The organism is Bifidobacterium sp., from assembly GCF_050874245.1.
Classification (GTDB): domain Bacteria; phylum Actinomycetota; class Actinomycetes; order Actinomycetales; family Bifidobacteriaceae; genus Bifidobacterium.
The window spans coordinates 19,395-38,967 of the sequence record NZ_JBNMKH010000001.1; the positions used below are offsets into that span (position 1 = coordinate 19,395).

Here is a 19,573-nt window from a genome sequence, read left to right on the forward strand (position 1 = left end):
TATAATATGTTCCGAGCATCGGAGGGTGGGGCAAGTGCCACCCCAAGAAGCCGCAAAGAAAGGCCATGGGACCGGTTTTCACCGGCTCGGCCGGAACATACGGAATCCGTATACGCTTGGAGAGGTGATTCGATTTGGATCAAAGCGAAGTCCAACCTCAATTCGACGACGTCGACGGATTCGCGCACGTCTTCGATTCGACGCTTCCCGAAGATGAGTGGAAGATTCGTCTACCTCGAGAGCTCGGACTGCGGGCACGGGAACGGGCCAAGCATGATGGCATCACACTCACCGAGCTGACCCGCAGGGCGCTCGAACGTGACGATTCCGACGGAAGCTTCGACGCGGTAGGCCTTGGACGCATGCCCAAGCAAGGCAACGGACGCGAACAGCTCGGCGACGAATGGAAAATCAGACTGCCCTACGAAGTGGGGCGAAAAGCCCGCAGACAAGCCAAAAAAGACGGGATTTCTCTGAGCTCGCTCGCCCGTAGGGCGGTCACCGGATTTCTTGAGGCACGTGACTCGGAGGAACGGCCGCTGTTCTGACAAAAAAGATGGGGTGCATGCCCGGTAGGAAACCGTGGTACGCACCCCATTATCGAAATCGCTGATGCTACTTGCGCTTCTTCTTCTCACGCACGTTCACCGAAATCTGAATCGGCGAGCCTTCAAAACCGAATTCCTCACGCAGACAACGCTCGATATAACGACGGTAGCCATGCTCAAGGAAGCCCGTGGCAAAGATCACAAAACGCGGCGGACGCGTGGAAGCCTGCGTGGCGAACAGGATTCGAGGCTGCTTGCCACCACGCAACGGATGCGGATGAGCCGCCTGAATCTTGCCGAGGAACGCGTTGAGCTTGCCGGTCGGAATACGCTTGTCCCACGATTCCAGAGCTCCGCGCATGGCGTTGGCCAGACGGTTGGTATGCCACCCGGTCTTCGCCGACAGGTTCACACGCTGCGCCCAGGTCACACGGTTGAACTCGGTCTTCCACAGACGTTCCATACGCTGGCGGTCGAAATCGTCCATCAGATCCCACTTGTTGAACACGAGCACGATGCATCGGCCCGCGTCCACGGCCTGGCTCATGACCTTCAGGTCCTGATCGGAAATCGGCTGGGACGCATCGAACAGCACCAAAGCGAGCTCGGAACGCTCGATGGCGGCCTGTGTACGCAGCGAGGAGAAATACTCCGCACCGGACAGCTTGTGCAGGCGACGTTTGATGCCGGCGGTATCGATGAACAGCCAGTCCTCGCCATCGACGGTGACGACCTCATCGACCGGATCGCGCGTGGTGCCGGCCAGATCATTGACGACGCTACGCTCCTCATGGGCAAGTTGGTTCAGCAGGGACGATTTGCCGACGTTCGGACGACCGACCAACGCCACTCGACGCAGATGAGACGGCGTGAGGAAACCGGAGGTCTTTTCGGCCTTTTTCAACGAATCGAGCGCGGCATCCAGCAATTCACCGATGCCCCTGCCATGCATGGCGGAGATGCCGTACGGCTCGCCCAGACCCATCTTCCAGAATTCTGCGGTCAGATATTCGCTCTCGCGATCATCGACCTTGTTCACGGCAAGCGTCACCGGTTTGCCGGCGGCACGCAGCATTCTGACGATGCGTTCGTCGGTGTCGGTGAGACCGACAAGACCGTCCACCACGAGAATAACGGCGTCAGCCAGCTGGACCGCGATCTGCGCTTGGGATGCGATGGCGGATTCGATGCCTTCCACGTCGGCTTCCCAACCGCCCGTATCAACCAGTTTGAAATCGGTTCCGCACCATTCCGCGTCGTAACTCACACGGTCACGGGTCACTCCCGGCGTGTCCTCCACGACGGCGGCGCGACGGCCAAGAATACGGTTCACCAGCGTGGATTTGCCTACATTCGGACGCCCCACCACGGCGAGCACTCCGACCGGCTTCGGCCCATTCTGACGTTCGCCGCCGGAGAACGCGGATCCATCGATCAGAGCCTCATCGCCTTCATCAAGGTCGTATCCCTCGAGATTGGAAACATACTGACGGTATTCCTGCTCCTCGATGGCGTCGTCGACGATGCGGATCAGCACGTCGAGCGTCTCGCCGAAATCAAGGTCGGAATTATCGACGGTCAGCACGCCTTCCGCGGCGGAAGTGAAATTCGTGACCTTCGAATCGGCCTTGTCGCGGGCCGCGACGTTCTCCGCACCCACGCCGGAGGCGGCCTGTCCGCTGCGGCGGGCCTGACGCACTTCCTCACGGGCGGTGAGCAGGATGCGAACCTCGGCATCAGGGGCGACGACCGTGGTGATGTCGCGGCCTTCCGCGACCACGCCGGAGCCTTCGGAGAAGGAGTCGGAGGATGCCTCGCGTGCGATGTAGGCACGCTGCGCGGCGATCAGGACGTGGCGTACCGGAATGATGTTCGATACCTTGGACACATGCGAGGAGACCTCGGAAGAACGTATGGCTTCGCTGATGTCCTCGTCGTCGGCATACACTTTCGGATCGTCCGGATCGACGCTGATATCGAAATGGCCGTCGGTGAAGAACTCCCCTACCGTCTCGGTGATGAGCTGTTCGTCAACCGTCTCGGCATCCAAATCGATGCCCTTGTGCATGCACCACCAGGCACATGCGCGGTACATGGCACCCGTGTCGAGGTATGCGAAACCGTAATACTTGGCCAACGCCTTGGACGTGGAGGATTTGCCGACGCCGGCGGGCCCATCGATGGCTACACGGATCACAGGCCCACCGCCTTGGACAGGGAGCGGACCTCGGTCTGCGACAGCACACGGTACGTGCCGCTCTTCAGATCACCGAGCTTGATCGGACCGATCTGGGTGCGCACCAAACGTCTCACCGGGAAGCCGATCGAGCCGAAGATACGACGTACAATACGATTTTTTCCGGAATGCAGCACGACCTTGACAAGGGTGCTCTCTCGATTGGCATCGAGAATCGCGCAACGGTCGAGCTTGATCCAGCCATCGTCGAGCTTCACGCCGGTCGTGACGAGACGACGGCACACCTGGCCGCTGATACGGCCTTCCAGTGTGGCGATGTAGGTTTTCTCCACCTCGTACTTGGGGTGCATGACGTGCTGGCTCAACTCGCCATCGTTCGTCATGAGAATCAGGCCTTCCGAATCATAGTCCAGACGGCCCATATGGAAGATACGCTCGTACTTGTCGCCCACGATGTCGCGTAGGGTGTAACGTCCCTTCGGATCCTCCATGGCGCTCAACACGCGCTTCGGCTTGTTCAATGCAAGCGTGACATGGTTCGGATTCACGCGGACGCGGGAACCGTCGACACGCACCTCCTGATGCTTTGGATCGACGCGGGTGCCAAGCTCGGTGACCAACTCGCCATCGATCTCGACACGACCATCGGTTATGATCTCCTCGCATTTACGGCGGGAACCAAAACCCGCCTGGGCAAGAAGCTTCTGCAGGCGAATGCCTTCATTATCATGATTGTGCGCCTTGGCGGCGCGGGAATATGCGTTTGGCATCGTTCTCCCAACGTGGCCGGATAATACTTATAGGGACTGCTGGTAGTATGGCAGTCGTTCGGCGATTTTCAGAAACCGCAACTTATCTACTATATGACAGAGGAAAGACTATGACTGCTGTTGAAGCAACGTCCGTAACAGAGGAAGAACAAAGCAAGCCACTGGCCCTGCGCGTCGGCGCGGAACTGGTCGGTAGCTTCATCGTCTGCTTCGCCATCTACTCGATCTGCACGTTCGGTTCCGCGATCTACGGCGTGAACATGGCGTTCATCGCGCCACTGACCGGATTGGCGTATGCCGCCGTCACCATGATGCTCGGCGCGGTCTCCGGAGCCCAGTTCAACCCCGCGATCTCCATCGCGTCGATGCTTGTCGGCAAGACCCACGTGCTCGATGGGATTCTCTACATCATCGCGCAGGTTCTAGGTGGCATCGGCGCTGGCGCCGTGACCCGTTTTCTGTTGCCGACCTCCGAACAGGTGACGTTGAAAATCTGGAAGACGCCGGTGATCAACGGCGTCGACAAGAACTCCGTCTCCTACGCCACACTCGGTAGCTATGGTGTGTCCTTCAGCATTACCCTCGCCATTGTCGTCGAGCTCATCGCCGGCATCATCATCGTCGCGACCGCGCTGAACACTGCCGGCGCCAACGGGAAGTCGAACACCCAGCGCGCCATCGCCATGGGATTCGCCTATGGCGTCGGCGCCGCAATCACCTATCCGGTCACCGGAGCCGCGTTGAATCCGGCGCGTGCCACCGGCATCGCCATCTTCGCCCAGAATCAGGGTCTTTCCCAGGAGCCGCTCCAGCAGCTGTGGGTTTTCTGGATCTGCCCGATTCTCGCAGCCGCCATCGTCGCTCTGGCCGCCATCGTCGTATCCATCATCGGTGCAAAGAAAAGCGCTTCGAAATCCGAGCAGGATTCCGAAGCGCTTGAAAACGTCTTGGACGGCGACGCATCAGTCGATGCCGACAGGCACGAGGGCGAGCAGGATGAACAGTCCAACGCCCAGACCGATGCCGATGAAAGCGTCGAAGCCGACTGAGCGCACTTTCCAGGGACTCCGCTCGCGCAACACGAGCCGAACCAGTCCCGTAACGATGGCCGTCACCGCGATCACCACGGTGGCGGCCTTCGTATATCCGATGACCGCCAGTACCGCGGCCACGACCACCATCGACGCGACGATCCATTCGAACCAAGGCTTGCCCTCATGGTCTTCGGAAACGTAGGGATGACTCATATCGCAGGCCTTTCGCTGTATATCGGCGTGTGGACGTGTGCCCAGACGCAAAAACAAAGGTAATCATAATATTAAGACGTGGCGTCCAAAAGCCAACACATGGTTTCGGACGCCACGTCATTTGCAATGTCGCCGCATGTCCACGGACATCAGGCGACAGACATGGGACTCAGTGGAAGAAATGGCGGGTGCCGGTCACGTACATGGTGACGCCGGCCTTACGGGCCGCTTCGAACACTTCCTCGTCGCGGATGGATCCGCCAGGCTGCACGATGGCCTTGACGCCGGCGTTGATCAGGATCTCGGCGCCATCGGCGAATGGGAAGAAGGCATCAGACGCCGCCACCGCGCCCTTGGTGCGGTTGGCGCCGTCAGCCAGCGTGTTGGCACGTTCGACGGACAGGTTCGCGGAATCCACCCGGTTGACCTGTCCCATGCCGATGCCGACTGTCGCCTGGTCATGTGCAATGAGAATGGCATTGGATTTGACGCAACGGATGGCTCGCCATGCGAATACCAGATCCCTGACGGTTTCGGCGTCGGCAGGTTCGCCGGACACCAACTTCCACGCGTTCGGATCGTCGCCCGGAGCGTCGATCAGGTCCGTGGACTGTACCAGCAGGCCGCCGTCGATTTGACGGAACTGGGTCTTGGTCTTCGGCGGCTCGGACACCTTCAGGATACGCAGGTTCTTCTTCTTGGTCTTCAGCAGCTCAAGCGCGTCCGCATCGTAGTCGGGAGCGACGATGACTTCGGTGAAGATCGGACGGACGCTTTCGGCCATCTCCATGGTGACCTTGCTGTTGGCGGCGATCACGCCGCCGTATGCGCTCATCGGATCGCAGGCATGCGCTTTTTTATGCGCCTCGGCGACGGTCGCTCCGATGGCCAGACCGCAAGGATTGTTGTGCTTGACCACGGCGACCGCGATCTGCGGAGCGAAATCCCATACCGCACGCCATGCGGCGTCAGCATCAACATAGTTGTTGTAGCTCATCGGCTTGCCGCCGAGCTGCTCGGCATGAGCGAAACCGTTCTGGTCGAGCGGATCCAGATACAGCGAAGCCTGCTGATGGGGATTCTCGCCGTAGCGCAGCACATGCGCGCGATCCCAAGTGCGGGTGAACGTGGCTGGGAATTTGGATTCGTTCACCTCGGTCTCATCTTCAGCGTCCGTTTCCTGGATGGAGGCCGGCTTCGTCCAGTGCTTCGAGGTCCATTCGTTAATGGTGGCGTCGTACGCCGCGGTGTGGGCGAATGCCTTTCCGGCAAGCCAGCGACGCTCCTCAAGGGAGAAGCCCTCGCCGTTCTCGATGCGGGAGGCGACGAGTGCATAATCGTTCGGATCGGTGATGATGGCGACGGTGGCGCTGTTCTTGGCTGCGCCACGCACCATGGACGGACCGCCGATATCGATCTTTTCGATGGTGGCGGCCTCGTCGGCGCCGGATCGAACCGTGTCCGCGAACGGATACAGGTTGACGACCACCAGGTCGAACGGCTTGATGCCGAACTTCTCGAGCTGCGCGGCATGATCGGGATTGGTCATGTCGGCAAGGATGCCCGCGTGGATATGCGGGTCGAGAGTCTTGACGCGGCCATCAAGGCATTCCGGGAAACCGGTGACCTCGGAGACCTCGGTCACCTTGACCCCCAACTCAGCCAGACGCTTCGCGGTGGAGCCGGTGGAAACCACCTCAGTGCCCGCCTTGATGAACGCCTTGGCGAGAACCTCAATGCCTTCCTTATGGAAGACTGACACCAGAGCCCGTCGTATCGGTCGATTCGTTGTTGTCACCCTGATCCTCCTTGTTGTTGTTTTTCGAGGCAACCGTACGTGACGCACGTGTTTCCTCACGGCTGGTTTTCGTGGAATCGGAAACTACGCTTCCCTTTCCACGCTCGCGGATACGCCTTATCATCCAGCGTACGGCGAAAAATATGGATACGGCCACCAAAGTCAGGAGCCATGCGGAAAACAGACCAATAGCGGTCGGTTGCCCCACTTTGCGTGTCGATGCGATCACATCGACGCCCACGTGCGCGAGATGCTTCGTTCCCAGTCCTCCGTCGCTCAGGGAGAACAACAGGCTGGAAACCACAGACACCACGGCGCTTGCTATTGAGAAGGCCGCGATGGGATACGCGAAACTCATCACGACGTGTCTGACATCGATGTCCTGTTCGGGAGCACCCACCCTGATACGGAAACCCTTATTGAACAGCATGACGACCATGCCCATCACGAACGCGGCCGCCACGGGTGTGCACATCAGCGCGATCCTCACCCAATTCGTCTCAACCGCCTGCGGGAACAAACCGAATATCGGCAACGCGGGAAGACCTGCCCCCTGGCCGCTCCATAATGTGAACTCCGCCAGGTCACCGATGGAGAAACCCGCGCCGAAAGCCCAGGACACAGCCCAGATCATCAGATTGGGGAGCCACGCAAGCATGCTGATGGTGGTAAGGATACGCGATCCGTTCTGCATGCCGGACAGCTCATAGAGCCTCGCCACGGCCGACTGATTGCTGACCGCCCAAAAGATGACCGCGATCAATCCAACAACCAGATACACGGCGACAAGCAGCAAGCCCAATGCGGAACCTATGATCACCGTCCTGCGAACAGGCGATGAGACGTGCCGGGTGAGCCATGCCATGCAGTCCTTAGTTCGTTCAGCTTGCGGAATCGCCGCGATGGCATAGCCAATGGCGAAAATGATGGCGGTTTTGACGATGATCGTCATCATCGAATCGACGAGTCCGACCTCGACGCTTCTCATGAAAAAGACGTTCATCAGCTCCCAAAGCGTCAATCCGGCGACGAAGCCTCGCCAGCTCGTACCGAAACGCCCTGCCACTTGCCTGATGAGTGCGATGAGCAGCAACGTGAGCAGCAATGGAATGATCGTCAGTGTGACGGCGCCGGACTTGAAACCGGTTCCCTGACTGAGCAGTATCAACGCCTCAGTCAGGGAAATGGAGAGGGCGGAAAGGTTATCTCCACCCTCTTCCATGGAAATGACCAGAAGCATCAGTGCCATATAGCAACCGAGGGCAACGGCATAGATGATCATGGACGTTGCCGCTACGGCAAGCCCCTTCAGCCAATACTTCAGGTTCGTTATCATAGCGAATGGGAAGCGAGCACCTCTCGCATGATCTCGGCGGTCTGGCCTGGCGTGCGTCCGACACGGATGCCGACGGCCTCAAGAGCCTCCTTCTTGTCCTGCGCGGTGCCCTTGCCTCCGGAGACGATGGCACCCGCATGGCCCATCTGCTTGCCTTCCGGCGCGGTGAAGCCCGCGATGTACGCCACGATCGGCTTAGTCATATGTTCGGAGGCCCATTTTGCGGCATCCTGCTCCGCATTTCCTCCGATTTCGCCAATCATGACGACGGCCTTGGTCGCTTCGTCGTTTTCAAAGGCTTCCAGAGCCTCCTGCAACGTCGTTCCGACGATGGGATCGCCACCGGCGCCCAGGCATGCGGTGAATCCGATGTCTGACAATTCCCCCATCAGCTGATAGGTCAACGTGCCGGACTTGGACACCAGCCCCAGCGGACCACGGGAAACAATGCCGTCCGGAATGATGCCGAGGTTGCATCCGCGTGTTTCCGGGGAGGACGGTAAGGTCAGCAGACCCGGGCAGTTCGGCCCGACGATGCGCACTCCCCTGCGCAGCGCGAGTTCGACGAAATACGCGCTGTCCGCGACCGGAATGCCTTCGGTGATGACCACAATCAGTTCGATGCCCGCCTCGATGGCCTCGACGACGGCGTCTTTGGCGAAACGCGGCGGCACGAACACGACGCTTGCCTTGGCGCCGGTGGCGGCGATGGCTTCCGAGCAGTCGGCGAACACATGGATGGTAGCATCCTCGCCATCCTTGGCCTTGGGGAATGTGACGTCCAATCCCGCCTTGCGGGCGTTGACACCGCCAACGATATTCGTTCCTGCCTTGAGCATGCGCGCGGTATGGGTCATACCCTGATGCCCGGTCATGCCCTGGACGATGACGGGAGCGCCGTCTTCAATGAAAAGTGCCATGTTCAGCGGACCTCCTTGCCGTTGGCCGCGAAACGTGCGGCCTGTTGCGCAGCTTCTTCCATGGTTTGCGCGACATGCAGATTGCCACGGTCGGCCTGGGCCAGAATGCGCAGGCCCTCCGCCGCCGCGTTGCCGTCGAACCGCACGACGATCGGCTTGCTGCTGCCGAGCGCGTCAAGCGCCTCGAGGATACCCTTCGCCACCTGCTCGCAGGAGGTGATGCCTCCATACACGTTGATGAACACGGATTCGACCTGCGGATCGGACAGCACGATCTCAAGGCTGTTCGACATGACCTCCGCGGAGGCGCCGCCTCCGATGTCAAGGAAGTTGGCCGGCTTGACATTCGTGCCTTGGTCCTCACCTGCACCCGAGACAGCGTCAAGCGAGCTCATGACGAGACCTGCCCCATTGCCGATCACGCCTACGGAGCCGTTGAGATGCACGTAATGCAGACCGTGTTCGCGTGCCTTCTGCTCAAACGGATCGGTGTGGACCGGATCCGCGAAGCGTTTCCAACCGTCATGGCGGAACGCCGCATTGTCGTCGAGGGAGATCTTGGCGTCCAGCGCGCACAGCGACTTGGAGGATTCGTCATCCGGGTCGCCGATCTTGGCAAGCGGGTTGATCTCCACCAAGGTGGCGTCGTTCTCCTTGAAGCATCGCCACATCTTCAACAGAATCTGCGCGGCCTGATCGACGTCGGCATGGTAGAAGCCGATGCTTGCGGCCATCTTGGTGGCGGCTTCGAGATCGAAATCCTCAAGCGCGCTGATATGGAGACGCTTGACGGATTCCGGATGCTCTCTGGCGATCTCCTCGACCTCCGTGCCGCCATTCGCGGTGGCTAGCACATCGAAATCCCGAGAAGACCGATCCACGGAAATGGAGACATAGTATTCGTGGAAAATGTTCTTGGCTTCGGCCACCAGCACACCACTGACTTTGTGCTTGTGGATGGTCATCGGCAGAATGTCCTCGGACGCGAGGATGGATTCGTCACGGTTCTTGGCGAGTTTGACGCCACCGGCCTGACCACGATGTCCGATCTTCACCTGCGCCTTGATCACATTGGGGTAGCCAATCTGGTCGGCCGCCTCGGCCACCTCGTGGGAGTTCTGGGCGAATATTGCCTTCGGCGTCGGAATGCCCTGCTCCTCGAGCAGCTCCCTGGCTTGGTATTCATAGAGATCCATGGATCATTATTCCCTTTGTTTGTGTGTTTGTTATTGAGGAAGCCATCGGTCAGGCCGGCATGCGAACCAGTGAGCTCGACGGATAGGAGCCCAGTGATTCCATACCGTTGATGCCGACAAGCTCCATGACGAAGCTGAAGCCCGCAACCGTGCCCCCGCATTTCTCAATCAGGCTGCGAGCGGCATTGGCGGTTCCACCGGTGGCGATCAGATCATCGACGATCAGTACCCGCACGCCCTCATGAATCGCGTTGGTCTCGATTTCCACAGACGCCTGTCCGTATTCAAGGTCGTAGCTCTGGGACACGGTTTCCGGCGGCAACTTGCCCGCTTTGCGGACCGCGATGAATCCTTTGCCAAGACGCGCGGCCAGCGCAGGACCGAACAGGAATCCTCGTGCCTCCAAGCCCGCCACCACATCGAAATCACCGGCAGAGACGGGCAGTGCGGCCTCGAGCGCATCCATCAGAATGCCGAACGCCCGCGCATCAGCCAACGCCGGCATAAAATCGCGGAACAGTATGCCTCCCTTCGGAAAACCCGGAATAGTGCGTATTTTCGATATAAGATATGCTGCGTCTTCGGCTCCGACCTTACTCAAACCCGAGACAGTGATATCCGATGATGCCATGACAGTGGTTTCCTTCTACCTTGGTTTACGGCACTTCGAATTATAGGTTTCCTCCTCGAAAAAGAACGGCGAAAATCCCGAAAATGAGATTTTCGCCGTCCAGATATCCAGCAATCAGTTGTTTTCTCCATTGACAGGTGCCTGCTGCGCGGATTCATCACGCACGGGCTCGCCGTCAACCGGTTCCTGCGCCGGCTGGTCATCCTTGGGGAGAGGATTGCCATTCTCATCAACCTCGTCATCATGGACGTAGGCCGGACGGACATACTCGCGGCTGATGGCGTTGAAGCCGAAACGCAACTGGGAGCCTTCGGAGTCGATGACGATCTCCTCGTACTCGGTGTCCACGGAAACGACTTTGCCGATGATGCCGCCGATGGTGATGATCTCCGTACCCGGCTGCAGATTGGAACGGAAATCTTTACGCTCAGCCTGCTGCTGCTTGGCCTTCTTGGACTGCCAGAACATCAGGCCGATCATCACGACTAGAATGACGACAAAAAACAGGGAGTTGGGATCCACAGCACACTCCTTATATCGAAGGGTTATCACGAGGGGGACGTAAAATCCGACCGGTCAACGAGTCTATGCCGTCTTGTTGACATCAAACCGCGAATCGTCAGGCGTGAGGCCAAGATGCTTCCATGCCTTGCGCGTGGCCACACGCCCTTTGGGGGTACGCATCAGGAAACCTTCACGCACCAGATACGGCTCGCATACCGTTTCCACGGTCTCCGACTCCTCACCCACCATCGCCGCCAGATTGTTCAGGCCGACTGGGCCGCCGTTGAAATTGGTGACAATGGCTTTGAGTACTGCGATGTCCAAACGGTCCAGGCCTTCGGTATCAATCTGGTAGAGGGCCAGCGCTTCCTTGACGTCATCAGGACGCACCGATTCGAGATCATGCACGATGGCCCAATCCCTGACACGCCGTAGCAGACGATTGGCTATTCGAGGCGTGCCCCGTGAACGCATGGCCAGCTGTCGGGCGGCGCCATCCTCCAATTGAATTCCCAGCACCGCGGCGGAACGCTCAATCAGTTTCTCGAGCTCCTCATGAGGGTAGAAGTCGAGATGCGCGGTGAAACCGAAACGCGCGCGTAACGGGGATGGCAACATGCCTTCCCTGGTGGTGGCGCCGACAACGGTGAATCTTGGCAAGGTCAGTGGAATGGAGGACGCTCCAGGCCCCTTGCCGACCATCACATCGACACGGAAATCCTCCATGGCGATATACAGCAGCTCCTCGGCGGCACGCGGCAGACGATGGATCTCATCGATGAAAAGCACCTCGCCCGCATCCAGCGAGCTCAGAATCGAGGCGAGGTCTCCGGCATGCTGGATGGCGGGTCCCGAGGTGATACGAATCGGAACGCCCAATTCGTTGGCCACAATCATGGCCAACGTGGTTTTACCAAGCCCAGGAGGGCCGGCGAGCAGTATGTGGTCCGGGGGCACATCGCGTTTGCGGGCCGCGTCTAGGAACAATTGCAGCTGCGCCTTGAGCCTGGGCTGGCCGATGAATCCGTCAAGGACATGCGGACGCAATTCCTCGTCGCTGACCGGTTCGTTGCCAACCGGCGAGGCGGAAACCATGCGGAGCGATTCCTCGTTCGCACCGGTATTCGGCTGTTCGAATGCGTCAGTGTTCTCCATATCGGCTTTCCTCACCTACCCCTGTCCAGAGATGCCAACGCCAGTTTCAGCACGCGGGGCACGTCCTCCGCATCCAATGGCGTCTCGATCTGATTGTCGGCGCATGCCATCCGCACCGCTCCAGTGGCATCCTGCTGATGCCATCCCAGCGACATCAGCCCCTCGACCACCTGTTCCGTCCCAGTATCCTCGGAAGCGACCCCGGCATTGGAGGATCCCTCAATCTGGCTGAGGTCAATCGACCCCTTCAACTCGAGGATGATCTTCTGTGCGCCCTTCTTGCCCAATCCCGGAGCCTTGGCCAACGCCGCGGCGTCGCCGTCGGCCACCGCACGCGCCAACCTGTCGGGCGGCAGTGTGGACAGCAACGACAACGCAACCTTGGGACCGATGCCACTGACCTTCTGCAGCTGCAGGAACATCCGCTTCGAAGCCATAGTGTCAAAACCGAACAACGTGATGGCATCCTGGGACACGTTCAACGAAGTATAGACCTTGACGTCCTGTCCGGCATGGATGGAGGCCAGATCCGCCGACGGCATCCTGACCTCATATCCAACTCCTCCGACCTCGATGAGGGCCGAAACGGCGTCGACCGAATCCACACGGCCGTGAAGCATGCCAATCATCGCGGATACTCCTTCGAACAAATCTAGAACATCTGTTCGATAGCCTACATGCCTCCACGGACGCCCTGTCTGCGCGCGGCCCTCTGCGAAGCCTGGGCCCACTGTCGCTGCGCCGCCGTGAGATGCTGCTCTCGTTCACCGCCCTGCAACGCGCCGGCCGGACGCAGCGCATGGCATATCGCAATCGCAAGCGCATCCGCCGCGTCCGCGGGCTTCGGCAACGCGTTCAACCCAAGTATGCGCGCCACCATGCGCTCCATCTGGATTTTCTCGGCCTTGCCGTTGCCGGTAATCGCGAGCTTCGATTCAGTAGGCGTGTGCAATGCCACGGGAATGCCGCGCTGCGCCGCGGCCAGCATGGCCAATCCTGCCGCCTGCGCGGTGCCCAGCACAGTATTGCGGTTCTCCTGAGCGAAAACACGCTCGATGGATACCACGTCCGGCACGAATCGTTCTATTTTCTCCACCAGTCCGTTGTAGATGGCCAGAAGTCGAAGATCCTGCGACGTCTTGGGATCGGATCGCACCACATCCACATGAATAAAAGAAAGCCGGCGGTATGCGCCGGCTTCGATCACGCCGACCCCGCAGCGTGTCAGCCCGGGATCGACGCCAAGGATAATCACGATGGATTACTCCTCGTCCAACTGGGCCATGACCTCGTCGGAGGCGGTCCAATTGGAGTAAATGTTCTGGACATCGTCCAGATCGTCAAGATTGTCGATGAGCTTCGAGACCTTCTGAGCGTCCTCGAGGCTCAGCTCCACCTCGGTCTTCGGCATCATGACCAGATCTGCGGAATCATAATCGAATCCGGCATCCTGCAAGGCCTTGCGCACGTCAATCATGTCGGAGGGATCGGTGATGACGGTGAACACCTCACCATCATCGGTCACATCCTCGGCGCCAGCCTCGGCAGCCTTCTCGAACAGACTGTCGAAATCAACGCCTTCAGCCGGGACGACGATCTGGCCCTTACGCTCGAAGTTGAAGCTCACGGAGCCGGTGGTCGCCAAGGAGCCGTTGCCCTTAGTCAGCGTGGAACGCACATCGGCGGCCGCGCGGTTGCGGTTGTCGGTAAGGCATTCGATGATCAGGCCGACGCCTGCCGGGGCGTAGCCCTCGTACACGATATCCTCATAGTTGGCGCCGCCCGCTTCCTCGCCGGAACCACGCTTGACGGCACGCTTGATGTTGTCGGCCGGCATGGAGGCCTTCTTAGCCTTGTAGATGGCGTCGTACAGGGACGGATTGCCGTCAGGATCGCCACCACCCATACGTGCTGCGATCTCGATGTTCTTGATCAGCTTGGCGAACAGCTTGCCGCGCTTCGCGTCGATGGCGGCCTTCTTGTGCTTGGTGGTCGCCCACTTGGAATGACCTGACATAATGCTCCTAGGCAGGTTGCGGATATTTCAAACGAAATGATTCTAAAGCGGTTCACAGACAAAGTTCGGATTCGGACCTTCGGCATTTCACTTGATGGAACCATTGCCGGCGTTTCCCGGGTCACGGCATTCAACGCCGGTATGTTTTCTCACCGATGGACATCTGTCGCCGGGCTTCAAGGATCCGCTGAAACACAGTGACCAATCCAAGCACGGCCAGCAATACCATGGCGACGGTCAACCATAACCCCTGCCGGGTCAAGCCGGTGATGGCCATGCCCACCAGAATGATCACCAAACGATCCGCGCGCGTGGCCACACCGTTCTTCACCTCATAGCCGACGGATTCGGCTCTGGCACGGGCGTAGGAAGTGACGAACGACGTCATCACTGCCACCGTCGCCGCCACGATGCCGATCGTGGCCACATAATCCGGAATGCCATCGGTTCCCGCATACCACCAATCGTCGTGCAGCACGAAGAAAACAATCACCCCGACGAGCATCGCCCAATCGGCGATACGGTCGAGCGTGGAGTCGAGGAACGCACCGAATTCGGTGCCACCGGTGGTGAGCATCGCGATCGAGCCATCCAAGGAGTCGGCGAGCACAAGCAGGGTCAGTACCACTGCTCCCCCGAAAAGCCAGCCGGTGACGCCGGTCGCTATGGCCACGACGATGGTCCCGGTAGATCCAATCACTGTCACTGCGTTGGCGCTCAGCCCTATGGCTATCAGAGCCTTCGCGATTGGTTCGATGAGTCTTTTGAATGGGGCGCGGAGATGTTCAAGCATTACGTATACTTCTTTCGATGAAAACGCGGAACGGCGTGCAAACCCCGCAATCGAGGTTTGCACGCCGTTCCATCAGATCATGGTCGCATCACAGCGGACCGGTTGGTCGTCAATCCACGCTCAGTCGGCGAGGGCGGCCTTGAAATCGTCGACGTTGTTGACCTGGACACGCTTCTTGATGACGGTCAGGATATTCGTCTTCGCCTCGTCGACAGGCACGCCGTTGAGCTGGCTGCCGTCACGGAAGCGGAAGCTCACCGCATTGTTGTTCGTGTCCTCCTCACCAACGATGAGGATGAACGGAGCCTTGGACTTGGAGGCGTTGCGGATCTTCTTGCCGAAACGATCGTCGGACAGGTCAATCTCGCAGCGGACAGTCTCCTCTTCCAGGCTGGCGATGAACTTCTGCAGATGCGGGGCGAATTCGTCCGCGACCGGCACGCCAAGCACCTGGACGGGGGCGAGCCATGCCGGGAAAGCGCCTGCGTAGTGTTCAAGCAGCACGGCGAAGAAACGTTCGATGGAGCCGAACAGCGCGCGATGAATCATCACCGGGCGCTGGTGGGTGCCATCGGCGGCGATGTACTCAAGCTTGAAGCGTTCAGGCAGATTGAAGTCGAGCTGGATGGTGGAAACCTGCCAAGTACGGCCAATCGCGTCACGAGCCTGCACGGAGATCTTCGGACCGTAGAACGCGGCGCCGCACGGGTCGTCGACCAGTTCCAGACCGGATTCCTTGGCGACCTCGGCCAGCGTGTTGGTGGCCTCCTCCCAGATCTCATCGGAACCGACGTACTTGTGCGGATCCTTGGTGGACAGCTCCAGATAGAAGTCGTCCAGACCGAAGTCCTTCAACAGGCCGAGCACGAAGTTGAGCAGGCTCTTGAGCTCATCCTTCATCTGCTCGCGGGTGCAGTAGATGTGGGAGTCATCCTGAGTCAAGCCGCGCACGCGGGTCAGACCGTGCACTTCACCGGACTTCTCGTAACGGTACACGGTACCGAATTCGAACAGTCGCAACGGCAGTTCACGATAGGAACGCTGACGCGACTTGAAGATCAGGTTGTGCATCGGGCAGTTCATCGGCTTCAGGTAATAGTCGAAGCCCTGCTTGATCACATTGCCGTTCTCGTCCTTCTCCTCATCCAGACGCATCGGCGGATACATGCTGTCCTTGTACCACTGCAGATGGCCGGAGGTCTCATACAGGCCGCCCTTGGTGATGTGCGGGGTCTGCACGAAGCTGTAGTGGTGCTTGCGGTGCATCTCGCGCGAGTAATCCTCCATGGCGTTGATGACGGCGGCGCCCTTCGGATGGAACACGGCAAGGCCCGGACCGATCTCGTCCGGGAAGGAGAACAGATCCATTTCGGCGCCGAGCTTGCGGTGGTCGCGCTTGGCGGCCTCCTCCAGACGGGTCTGATAGGCCTTGAGGTCCTCCTTGGTTGCGAAGGCGGCGCCGTAGATGCGCTGTAGCATGGGGTTCGCTTCGCTGCCACGCCAGTATGCGGCGGCGGAACGCTCGATCTTAAAGGCCTTGATGTAGCGGGTATTCGGCAGATGCGGTCCGCGGCACAGGTCCTTCCAGACCACATTGCCGTCGCGGTCGACATTGTCGTAGAAGCTCAGTTCCTTGCCGCCGATTTCAGTGGCGGCTTCCGGATCGAGGTGGGCTTCCTTATCCTTGATGAGTTCGAGCTTGTAAGGCTGATCGGCCTCTTCGGCGAGGGCTTCCTCCTCGGTCACGACGCGACGGCGGAAGGACTGGGAGGATTTGATGATGCGCTGCATGCGCTTTTCGATTTCCTTGAGGTCCTCCGGGGTGAACGGGGTGTCCACATCGAAATCGTAGTAGAAGCCGTCCTTGATGACCGGTCCGACGCCGAGCTTGGCGTCAGGACGGATTTCCTGTACGGCCTGGGCCATGACGTGGGTCGCGGAGTGGCGCATGATGGCCACGCCATCCTCGCTATCGAGGGCGATGGGCTCCACGACATCGCCGTCGTGCAGTTCGGTGTAGAGGTCGCGGGGTTCGCCGTTCAGACGAACCGCGATGATGTTCTTGTCATCTGAGAAGAGCTGGACGCCGGTCTGGTCTGCCGCCACCTCCTTCGTTTCGCCGTTGAGTGTGATGGAGATGGTCTGTTCAGCCATAAGTTGTCCTTTGCTATCGGGGTCCGCGTTACCAATGTGCAGGCCTGGACTAAATATCAACGATGAACAAGATAAAGGCGAGTACAGACAATGGCGCGTTCCCCCTGTGGATGAAGTCTCGAGGCCGGTCAAACCGTTGTCGGAAGATCAGTCGGCATCGGCTTTCACTGACCGACGACATGCGCGTATGTATATTGCGGAGCCTGACGTGTCGACTTGATCGTCACCCTGTCCGAAGGGTCGACGGACACTGTGGCGCCATATTTCACTTTGAGCCTCGAACCTACGCCGCCGGCAAGATTGACCGCGTTCTGCAGATTGTCGACATCGCCAATCGCGCGAATGGTGTATGGCGCCTTGAGCTTGGTGCCGTCGCAGACGAGTCCGTTCGAGGCATCGCTGATGTAGGTGCTGGTGACCACACGCACGTTGTTGATCTCGATGACTTCGGCGCCGCTGTTGCGCAATTCCTCAAGCAGAGTGAACAGGACAGCGGCATCGATCTTCTGTTTGTCGCCTTGCGAGATACGGATGACCACACCTTCGCCGGTGGCCGCGAGACGCCCGGAGAGAATACCGTTCGTCTGCGCGTTCTGGCGTGCGATTTCCGCGGCTTTCTCGTTCTTGTCGGCAGTATCCTTCAACGCGTTCAGCTGACTGGAAAGCTCGTTCTTGCGCTGCTCGAGCTTCTGGACCTGGGTGCTTGTCTCGCTGATGAGTTTGGTCAGCTCGTCCTCACTCATCGTCTCGTATGTGGATGTGGTGTTGTTCACTTGGATGGCGTAGCTGAAGCCCAGCAATGCGCACAGCACCGTGACGAGAATGCTGGAATATAGTCTGGCACGGGTGGTCTTCGCGTCAAGAGAGATTCGTTTCGTCCTGGACTTGACCATGGGAAACGCGCCGGTCTGTGTGCTGTCGTTGTTCTGGTCCTTGACGATCTGCTCATGGATCTTGGACAGCACATCCTTGTTGTTCTCGTTATGCGCGGACATACCACATCAGCCCTTGAAGATGAAGCGACGGATGGAGGACACGTTGGTGAAGATTCGTATGCCGAGCACCACAATCACGGCAGTCTGCAACTGGGATCCGACACCCAGCTGGTTGCCAAGGAACACCAGCAGCGTGGCGGTGATGACGTTCGAGAAGAAGGAGATGACGAATACCTTGTCGGAAAAACTGCGTTGGAAATACGCACGTGCCGCGCCCAGCAGCGCGTCCAACGCGGCCAGCACCATGATCGGCAGGTATGGCTGCAGCTCGATGGGGATGTCCGGACGGACGAACACGCCGATCACCACGCCGATGATGAGTCCCAAGACCGCTGCCATTACTCGTCCTTCCTCACATGAGTCGTATCGCCTGCGACCGCAGCTTCCAGTGTAATGGATTTGCTTCTGCTCACCTGCGGATAGATGCCGGCCTTCTTGAAATCGTCATACAGCTTTTTCTGCGTCGTTTTGTCCACCGCCTTCGACAAGGCGACCGGATTGCCGATCGCCTCAATCCTGTAAGGGCTTTGCACCGAATTCACACCGATGAGAATCGTTGTGCCGGCCGTTCGAATCGAGGTCTGCACGCCGAGTCTGTTGCCGTTGATGGCGATCGCCTCCGCGCCCGACTGCCATAGCAGGGAGACCAGCAGCTGCAGGTCGGAATCGGTGACGACGCGGATTTGGTTGCCGTTCTCCCTGGGCAATGAGGAATCCGCATTGTCGCCGCTGACCGCAAGCGGGTTAGCCACCGTCAGGGTGATGCCTTCACCTTGCACCGGAAGAGTGCCGTTGACCATCTCGTCATCCCGCAACGTCTGGTTCAACGACCAGTTCGCCACGGATTTCGATTCGGTCTCAACTTGGGATCGCAGGTCGTTGACCTCCTTGGTGAGATCACCGGCCTGCTTCGTCTGATCTGTCAATTGGCTTGCCAGCTGTTTACGCACCTCCTTGCGCGGATCGGTGCTGAGCTGGCGCACGAAGACGCTCCCTGCCGCTCCGACTGCGATGCAGATGAGAAACACCAGGATTCTGGTGGCCCAAATCGATACGGTAGAACGCTTCTTGGTCGCCAATCTGGAATCGGAATACAGCACATCCATCGGACGGTTGGTCAAATCGTCTATGAGACGAAGCGAATCCTCCTCGGTGTGTCTGCGTCGTTGGGAAACCGCAGGCATGGAGACCTGCTGCACATGATGCGACGCGAGTCCCGCGAAAGACGCCGAAAAAACAGCACGATGCTTCGTCGGCATGTTCTCCATCGAGACGGGGAACGACATGTAACGCGGAGCATCGGCATTCATGT

The 19,573-nt window shown here is 59.1% G+C and carries 20 protein-coding genes; 2 read left to right on the top strand and 18 right to left on the bottom strand.

All coding sequences use genetic code 11. The features are described 5' to 3' along the window. Positions 1 to 134 precede the first annotated feature (134 nt). Positions 135 to 548, top strand: a complete 414-nt coding sequence (locus ACR0P8_RS00085; RefSeq protein WP_432622490.1) for a hypothetical protein — start codon at positions 135 to 137, stop codon at positions 546 to 548. A 67-nt stretch (positions 549 to 615) separates the two neighbouring features. Here ACR0P8_RS00085 and der read toward each other — a convergent pair whose 3' ends face one another. Then, a complete protein-coding gene (gene der / locus ACR0P8_RS00090) occupies positions 616 to 2,745 on the bottom strand; it encodes a bifunctional cytidylate kinase/GTPase Der (protein WP_432622492.1) in 2,130 nt (709 codons plus the stop codon). Continuing rightward, on the bottom strand, positions 2,742 to 3,515 hold the full coding sequence (locus ACR0P8_RS00095; protein WP_026645955.1) for a pseudouridine synthase: 774 nt from the start codon (positions 3,513 to 3,515) through the stop codon (positions 2,742 to 2,744). Before ACR0P8_RS00095 ends, der begins: the two co-directional genes overlap by 4 nt. A 110-nt stretch (positions 3,516 to 3,625) precedes the next feature. Here ACR0P8_RS00095 and ACR0P8_RS00100 point away from each other — a divergent pair, with 110 nt between their 5' ends. Next, positions 3,626 to 4,564: an MIP/aquaporin family protein gene (locus ACR0P8_RS00100; RefSeq protein WP_432622494.1), complete on the top strand. Its 939-nt coding sequence runs from the start codon at positions 3,626 to 3,628 to the stop codon at positions 4,562 to 4,564. Here ACR0P8_RS00100 and ACR0P8_RS00105 read toward each other — a convergent pair. The 16 genes from ACR0P8_RS00105 to ACR0P8_RS00180 form a co-directional block, all read right to left on the bottom strand. Next, positions 4,478 to 4,762 carry a DUF3017 domain-containing protein gene (locus ACR0P8_RS00105; RefSeq protein ID WP_432622496.1) on the bottom strand — a complete coding sequence of 95 codons (285 nt, stop codon included), beginning with the start codon at positions 4,760 to 4,762 and terminating at the stop codon, positions 4,478 to 4,480. The genes ACR0P8_RS00100 and ACR0P8_RS00105 overlap by 87 nt on opposite strands. Before the next feature lie 169 nt (positions 4,763 to 4,931). Beyond that, on the bottom strand, positions 4,932 to 6,560 hold the full coding sequence (purH, locus tag ACR0P8_RS00110; RefSeq protein ID WP_432622498.1) for a bifunctional phosphoribosylaminoimidazolecarboxamide formyltransferase/IMP cyclohydrolase: 1,629 nt from the start codon (positions 6,558 to 6,560) through the stop codon (positions 4,932 to 4,934). Next, complete coding sequence (locus ACR0P8_RS00115; RefSeq protein ID WP_432622500.1) at positions 6,508 to 7,800, bottom strand: cell division protein PerM; 1,293 nt, start codon at positions 7,798 to 7,800, stop codon at positions 6,508 to 6,510. The genes purH and ACR0P8_RS00115 overlap by 53 nt, the downstream gene beginning before the upstream one ends. Positions 7,801 to 7,892: 92 nt before the next feature. Next, a complete protein-coding gene (sucD, locus tag ACR0P8_RS00120; protein WP_432622502.1) occupies positions 7,893 to 8,816 on the bottom strand; it encodes a succinate--CoA ligase subunit alpha in 924 nt (307 codons plus the stop codon). Positions 8,817 to 8,818: 2 nt separating this feature from the next. Continuing rightward, on the bottom strand, positions 8,819 to 10,012 hold the full coding sequence (sucC, locus tag ACR0P8_RS00125; RefSeq protein WP_432622504.1) for an ADP-forming succinate--CoA ligase subunit beta: 1,194 nt from the start codon (positions 10,010 to 10,012) through the stop codon (positions 8,819 to 8,821). Between the two features lie 49 nt (positions 10,013 to 10,061). After that, positions 10,062 to 10,643 carry an adenine phosphoribosyltransferase gene (locus ACR0P8_RS00130; protein ID WP_432622506.1) on the bottom strand — a complete coding sequence of 194 codons (582 nt, stop codon included), beginning with the start codon at positions 10,641 to 10,643 and terminating at the stop codon, positions 10,062 to 10,064. A 114-nt stretch (positions 10,644 to 10,757) separates the two neighbouring features. After that, a complete protein-coding gene (yajC, locus tag ACR0P8_RS00135; RefSeq protein ID WP_432622508.1) occupies positions 10,758 to 11,165 on the bottom strand; it encodes a preprotein translocase subunit YajC in 408 nt (135 codons plus the stop codon). A 63-nt stretch (positions 11,166 to 11,228) separates the two neighbouring features. After that, positions 11,229 to 12,302 carry a Holliday junction branch migration DNA helicase RuvB gene (gene ruvB / locus ACR0P8_RS00140; protein ID WP_432622510.1) on the bottom strand — a complete coding sequence of 358 codons (1,074 nt, stop codon included), beginning with the start codon at positions 12,300 to 12,302 and terminating at the stop codon, positions 11,229 to 11,231. A gap of 11 nt (positions 12,303 to 12,313) precedes the next feature. Further along, on the bottom strand, positions 12,314 to 12,931 hold the full coding sequence (gene ruvA / locus ACR0P8_RS00145) for a Holliday junction branch migration protein RuvA (RefSeq protein WP_432622512.1): 618 nt from the start codon (positions 12,929 to 12,931) through the stop codon (positions 12,314 to 12,316). Positions 12,932 to 12,975: 44 nt separating this feature from the next. Continuing rightward, positions 12,976 to 13,557 (bottom strand): crossover junction endodeoxyribonuclease RuvC, encoded by a 582-nt coding sequence (gene ruvC, locus ACR0P8_RS00150; protein ID WP_432622514.1) that lies wholly within the window; start codon positions 13,555 to 13,557, stop codon positions 12,976 to 12,978. A gap of 6 nt (positions 13,558 to 13,563) precedes the next feature. After that, positions 13,564 to 14,319, bottom strand: coding sequence for a YebC/PmpR family DNA-binding transcriptional regulator (locus ACR0P8_RS00155; protein WP_432622516.1), 756 nt, complete (start codon positions 14,317 to 14,319; stop codon positions 13,564 to 13,566). 130 nt (positions 14,320 to 14,449) lie between these two features. Then, positions 14,450 to 15,112 (bottom strand): phosphatidylinositol phosphate synthase, encoded by a 663-nt coding sequence (pgsA, locus tag ACR0P8_RS00160; RefSeq protein ID WP_432622518.1) that lies wholly within the window; start codon positions 15,110 to 15,112, stop codon positions 14,450 to 14,452. Between the two features lie 120 nt (positions 15,113 to 15,232). Next, a complete protein-coding gene (gene thrS / locus ACR0P8_RS00165) occupies positions 15,233 to 17,266 on the bottom strand; it encodes a threonine--tRNA ligase (protein ID WP_432622520.1) in 2,034 nt (677 codons plus the stop codon). Positions 17,267 to 17,430: 164 nt separating this feature from the next. Beyond that, positions 17,431 to 18,261, bottom strand: coding sequence for a DUF881 domain-containing protein (locus tag ACR0P8_RS00170; RefSeq protein ID WP_432622522.1), 831 nt, complete (start codon positions 18,259 to 18,261; stop codon positions 17,431 to 17,433). A 6-nt stretch (positions 18,262 to 18,267) separates the two neighbouring features. Then, positions 18,268 to 18,600 (bottom strand): small basic family protein, encoded by a 333-nt coding sequence (locus tag ACR0P8_RS00175; RefSeq protein WP_003809295.1) that lies wholly within the window; start codon positions 18,598 to 18,600, stop codon positions 18,268 to 18,270. After that, the gene (locus ACR0P8_RS00180) at positions 18,600 to 19,571 is read right to left on the bottom strand and encodes a DUF881 domain-containing protein (protein ID WP_432622527.1); all 972 of its coding nucleotides are present in this window, start codon (positions 19,569 to 19,571) and stop codon (positions 18,600 to 18,602) included. The genes ACR0P8_RS00175 and ACR0P8_RS00180 overlap by 1 nt, the downstream gene beginning before the upstream one ends. Between the last annotated feature and the right edge of the window lie 2 nt (positions 19,572 to 19,573).

Bases quoted from the DNA above. Each gene is read 5' to 3' on its own strand.
- ACR0P8_RS00095 (WP_026645955.1), bottom strand. From the start codon at position 3,515: ATGCCAAACGCATATTCCCGCGCCGCCAAGGCGCACAATCATGATAAT.
- ACR0P8_RS00100 (WP_432622494.1), top strand. From the start codon at position 3,626: ATGACTGCTGTTGAAGCAACGTCCGTAACAGAGGAAGAACAAAGCAAG.
- ACR0P8_RS00105 (WP_432622496.1), bottom strand. From the start codon at position 4,762: ATGAGTCATCCCTACGTTTCCGAAGACCATGAGGGCAAGCCTTGGTTC.
- ACR0P8_RS00115 (WP_432622500.1), bottom strand. From the start codon at position 7,800: ATGCTTCTGGTCATTTCCATGGAAGAGGGTGGAGATAACCTTTCCGCC.
- sucD (WP_432622502.1), bottom strand. From the start codon at position 8,816: ATGGCACTTTTCATTGAAGACGGCGCTCCCGTCATCGTCCAGGGCATG.
- sucC (WP_432622504.1), bottom strand. From the start codon at position 10,012: ATGGATCTCTATGAATACCAAGCCAGGGAGCTGCTCGAGGAGCAGGGC.
- ACR0P8_RS00130 (WP_432622506.1), bottom strand. From the start codon at position 10,643: ATGGCATCATCGGATATCACTGTCTCGGGTTTGAGTAAGGTCGGAGCC.
- ruvB (WP_432622510.1), bottom strand. From the start codon at position 12,302: ATGGAGAACACTGACGCATTCGAACAGCCGAATACCGGTGCGAACGAG.
- ruvA (WP_432622512.1), bottom strand. From the start codon at position 12,931: ATGATTGGCATGCTTCACGGCCGTGTGGATTCGGTCGACGCCGTTTCG.
- ACR0P8_RS00155 (WP_432622516.1), bottom strand. From the start codon at position 14,319: ATGTCAGGTCATTCCAAGTGGGCGACCACCAAGCACAAGAAGGCCGCC.
- pgsA (WP_432622518.1), bottom strand. From the start codon at position 15,112: ATGCTTGAACATCTCCGCGCCCCATTCAAAAGACTCATCGAACCAATC.
- thrS (WP_432622520.1), bottom strand. From the start codon at position 17,266: ATGGCTGAACAGACCATCTCCATCACACTCAACGGCGAAACGAAGGAG.
- ACR0P8_RS00170 (WP_432622522.1), bottom strand. From the start codon at position 18,261: ATGTCCGCGCATAACGAGAACAACAAGGATGTGCTGTCCAAGATCCAT.
- ACR0P8_RS00175 (WP_003809295.1), bottom strand. From the start codon at position 18,600: ATGGCAGCGGTCTTGGGACTCATCATCGGCGTGGTGATCGGCGTGTTC.
- ACR0P8_RS00180 (WP_432622527.1), bottom strand. From the start codon at position 19,571: ATGAATGCCGATGCTCCGCGTTACATGTCGTTCCCCGTCTCGATGGAG.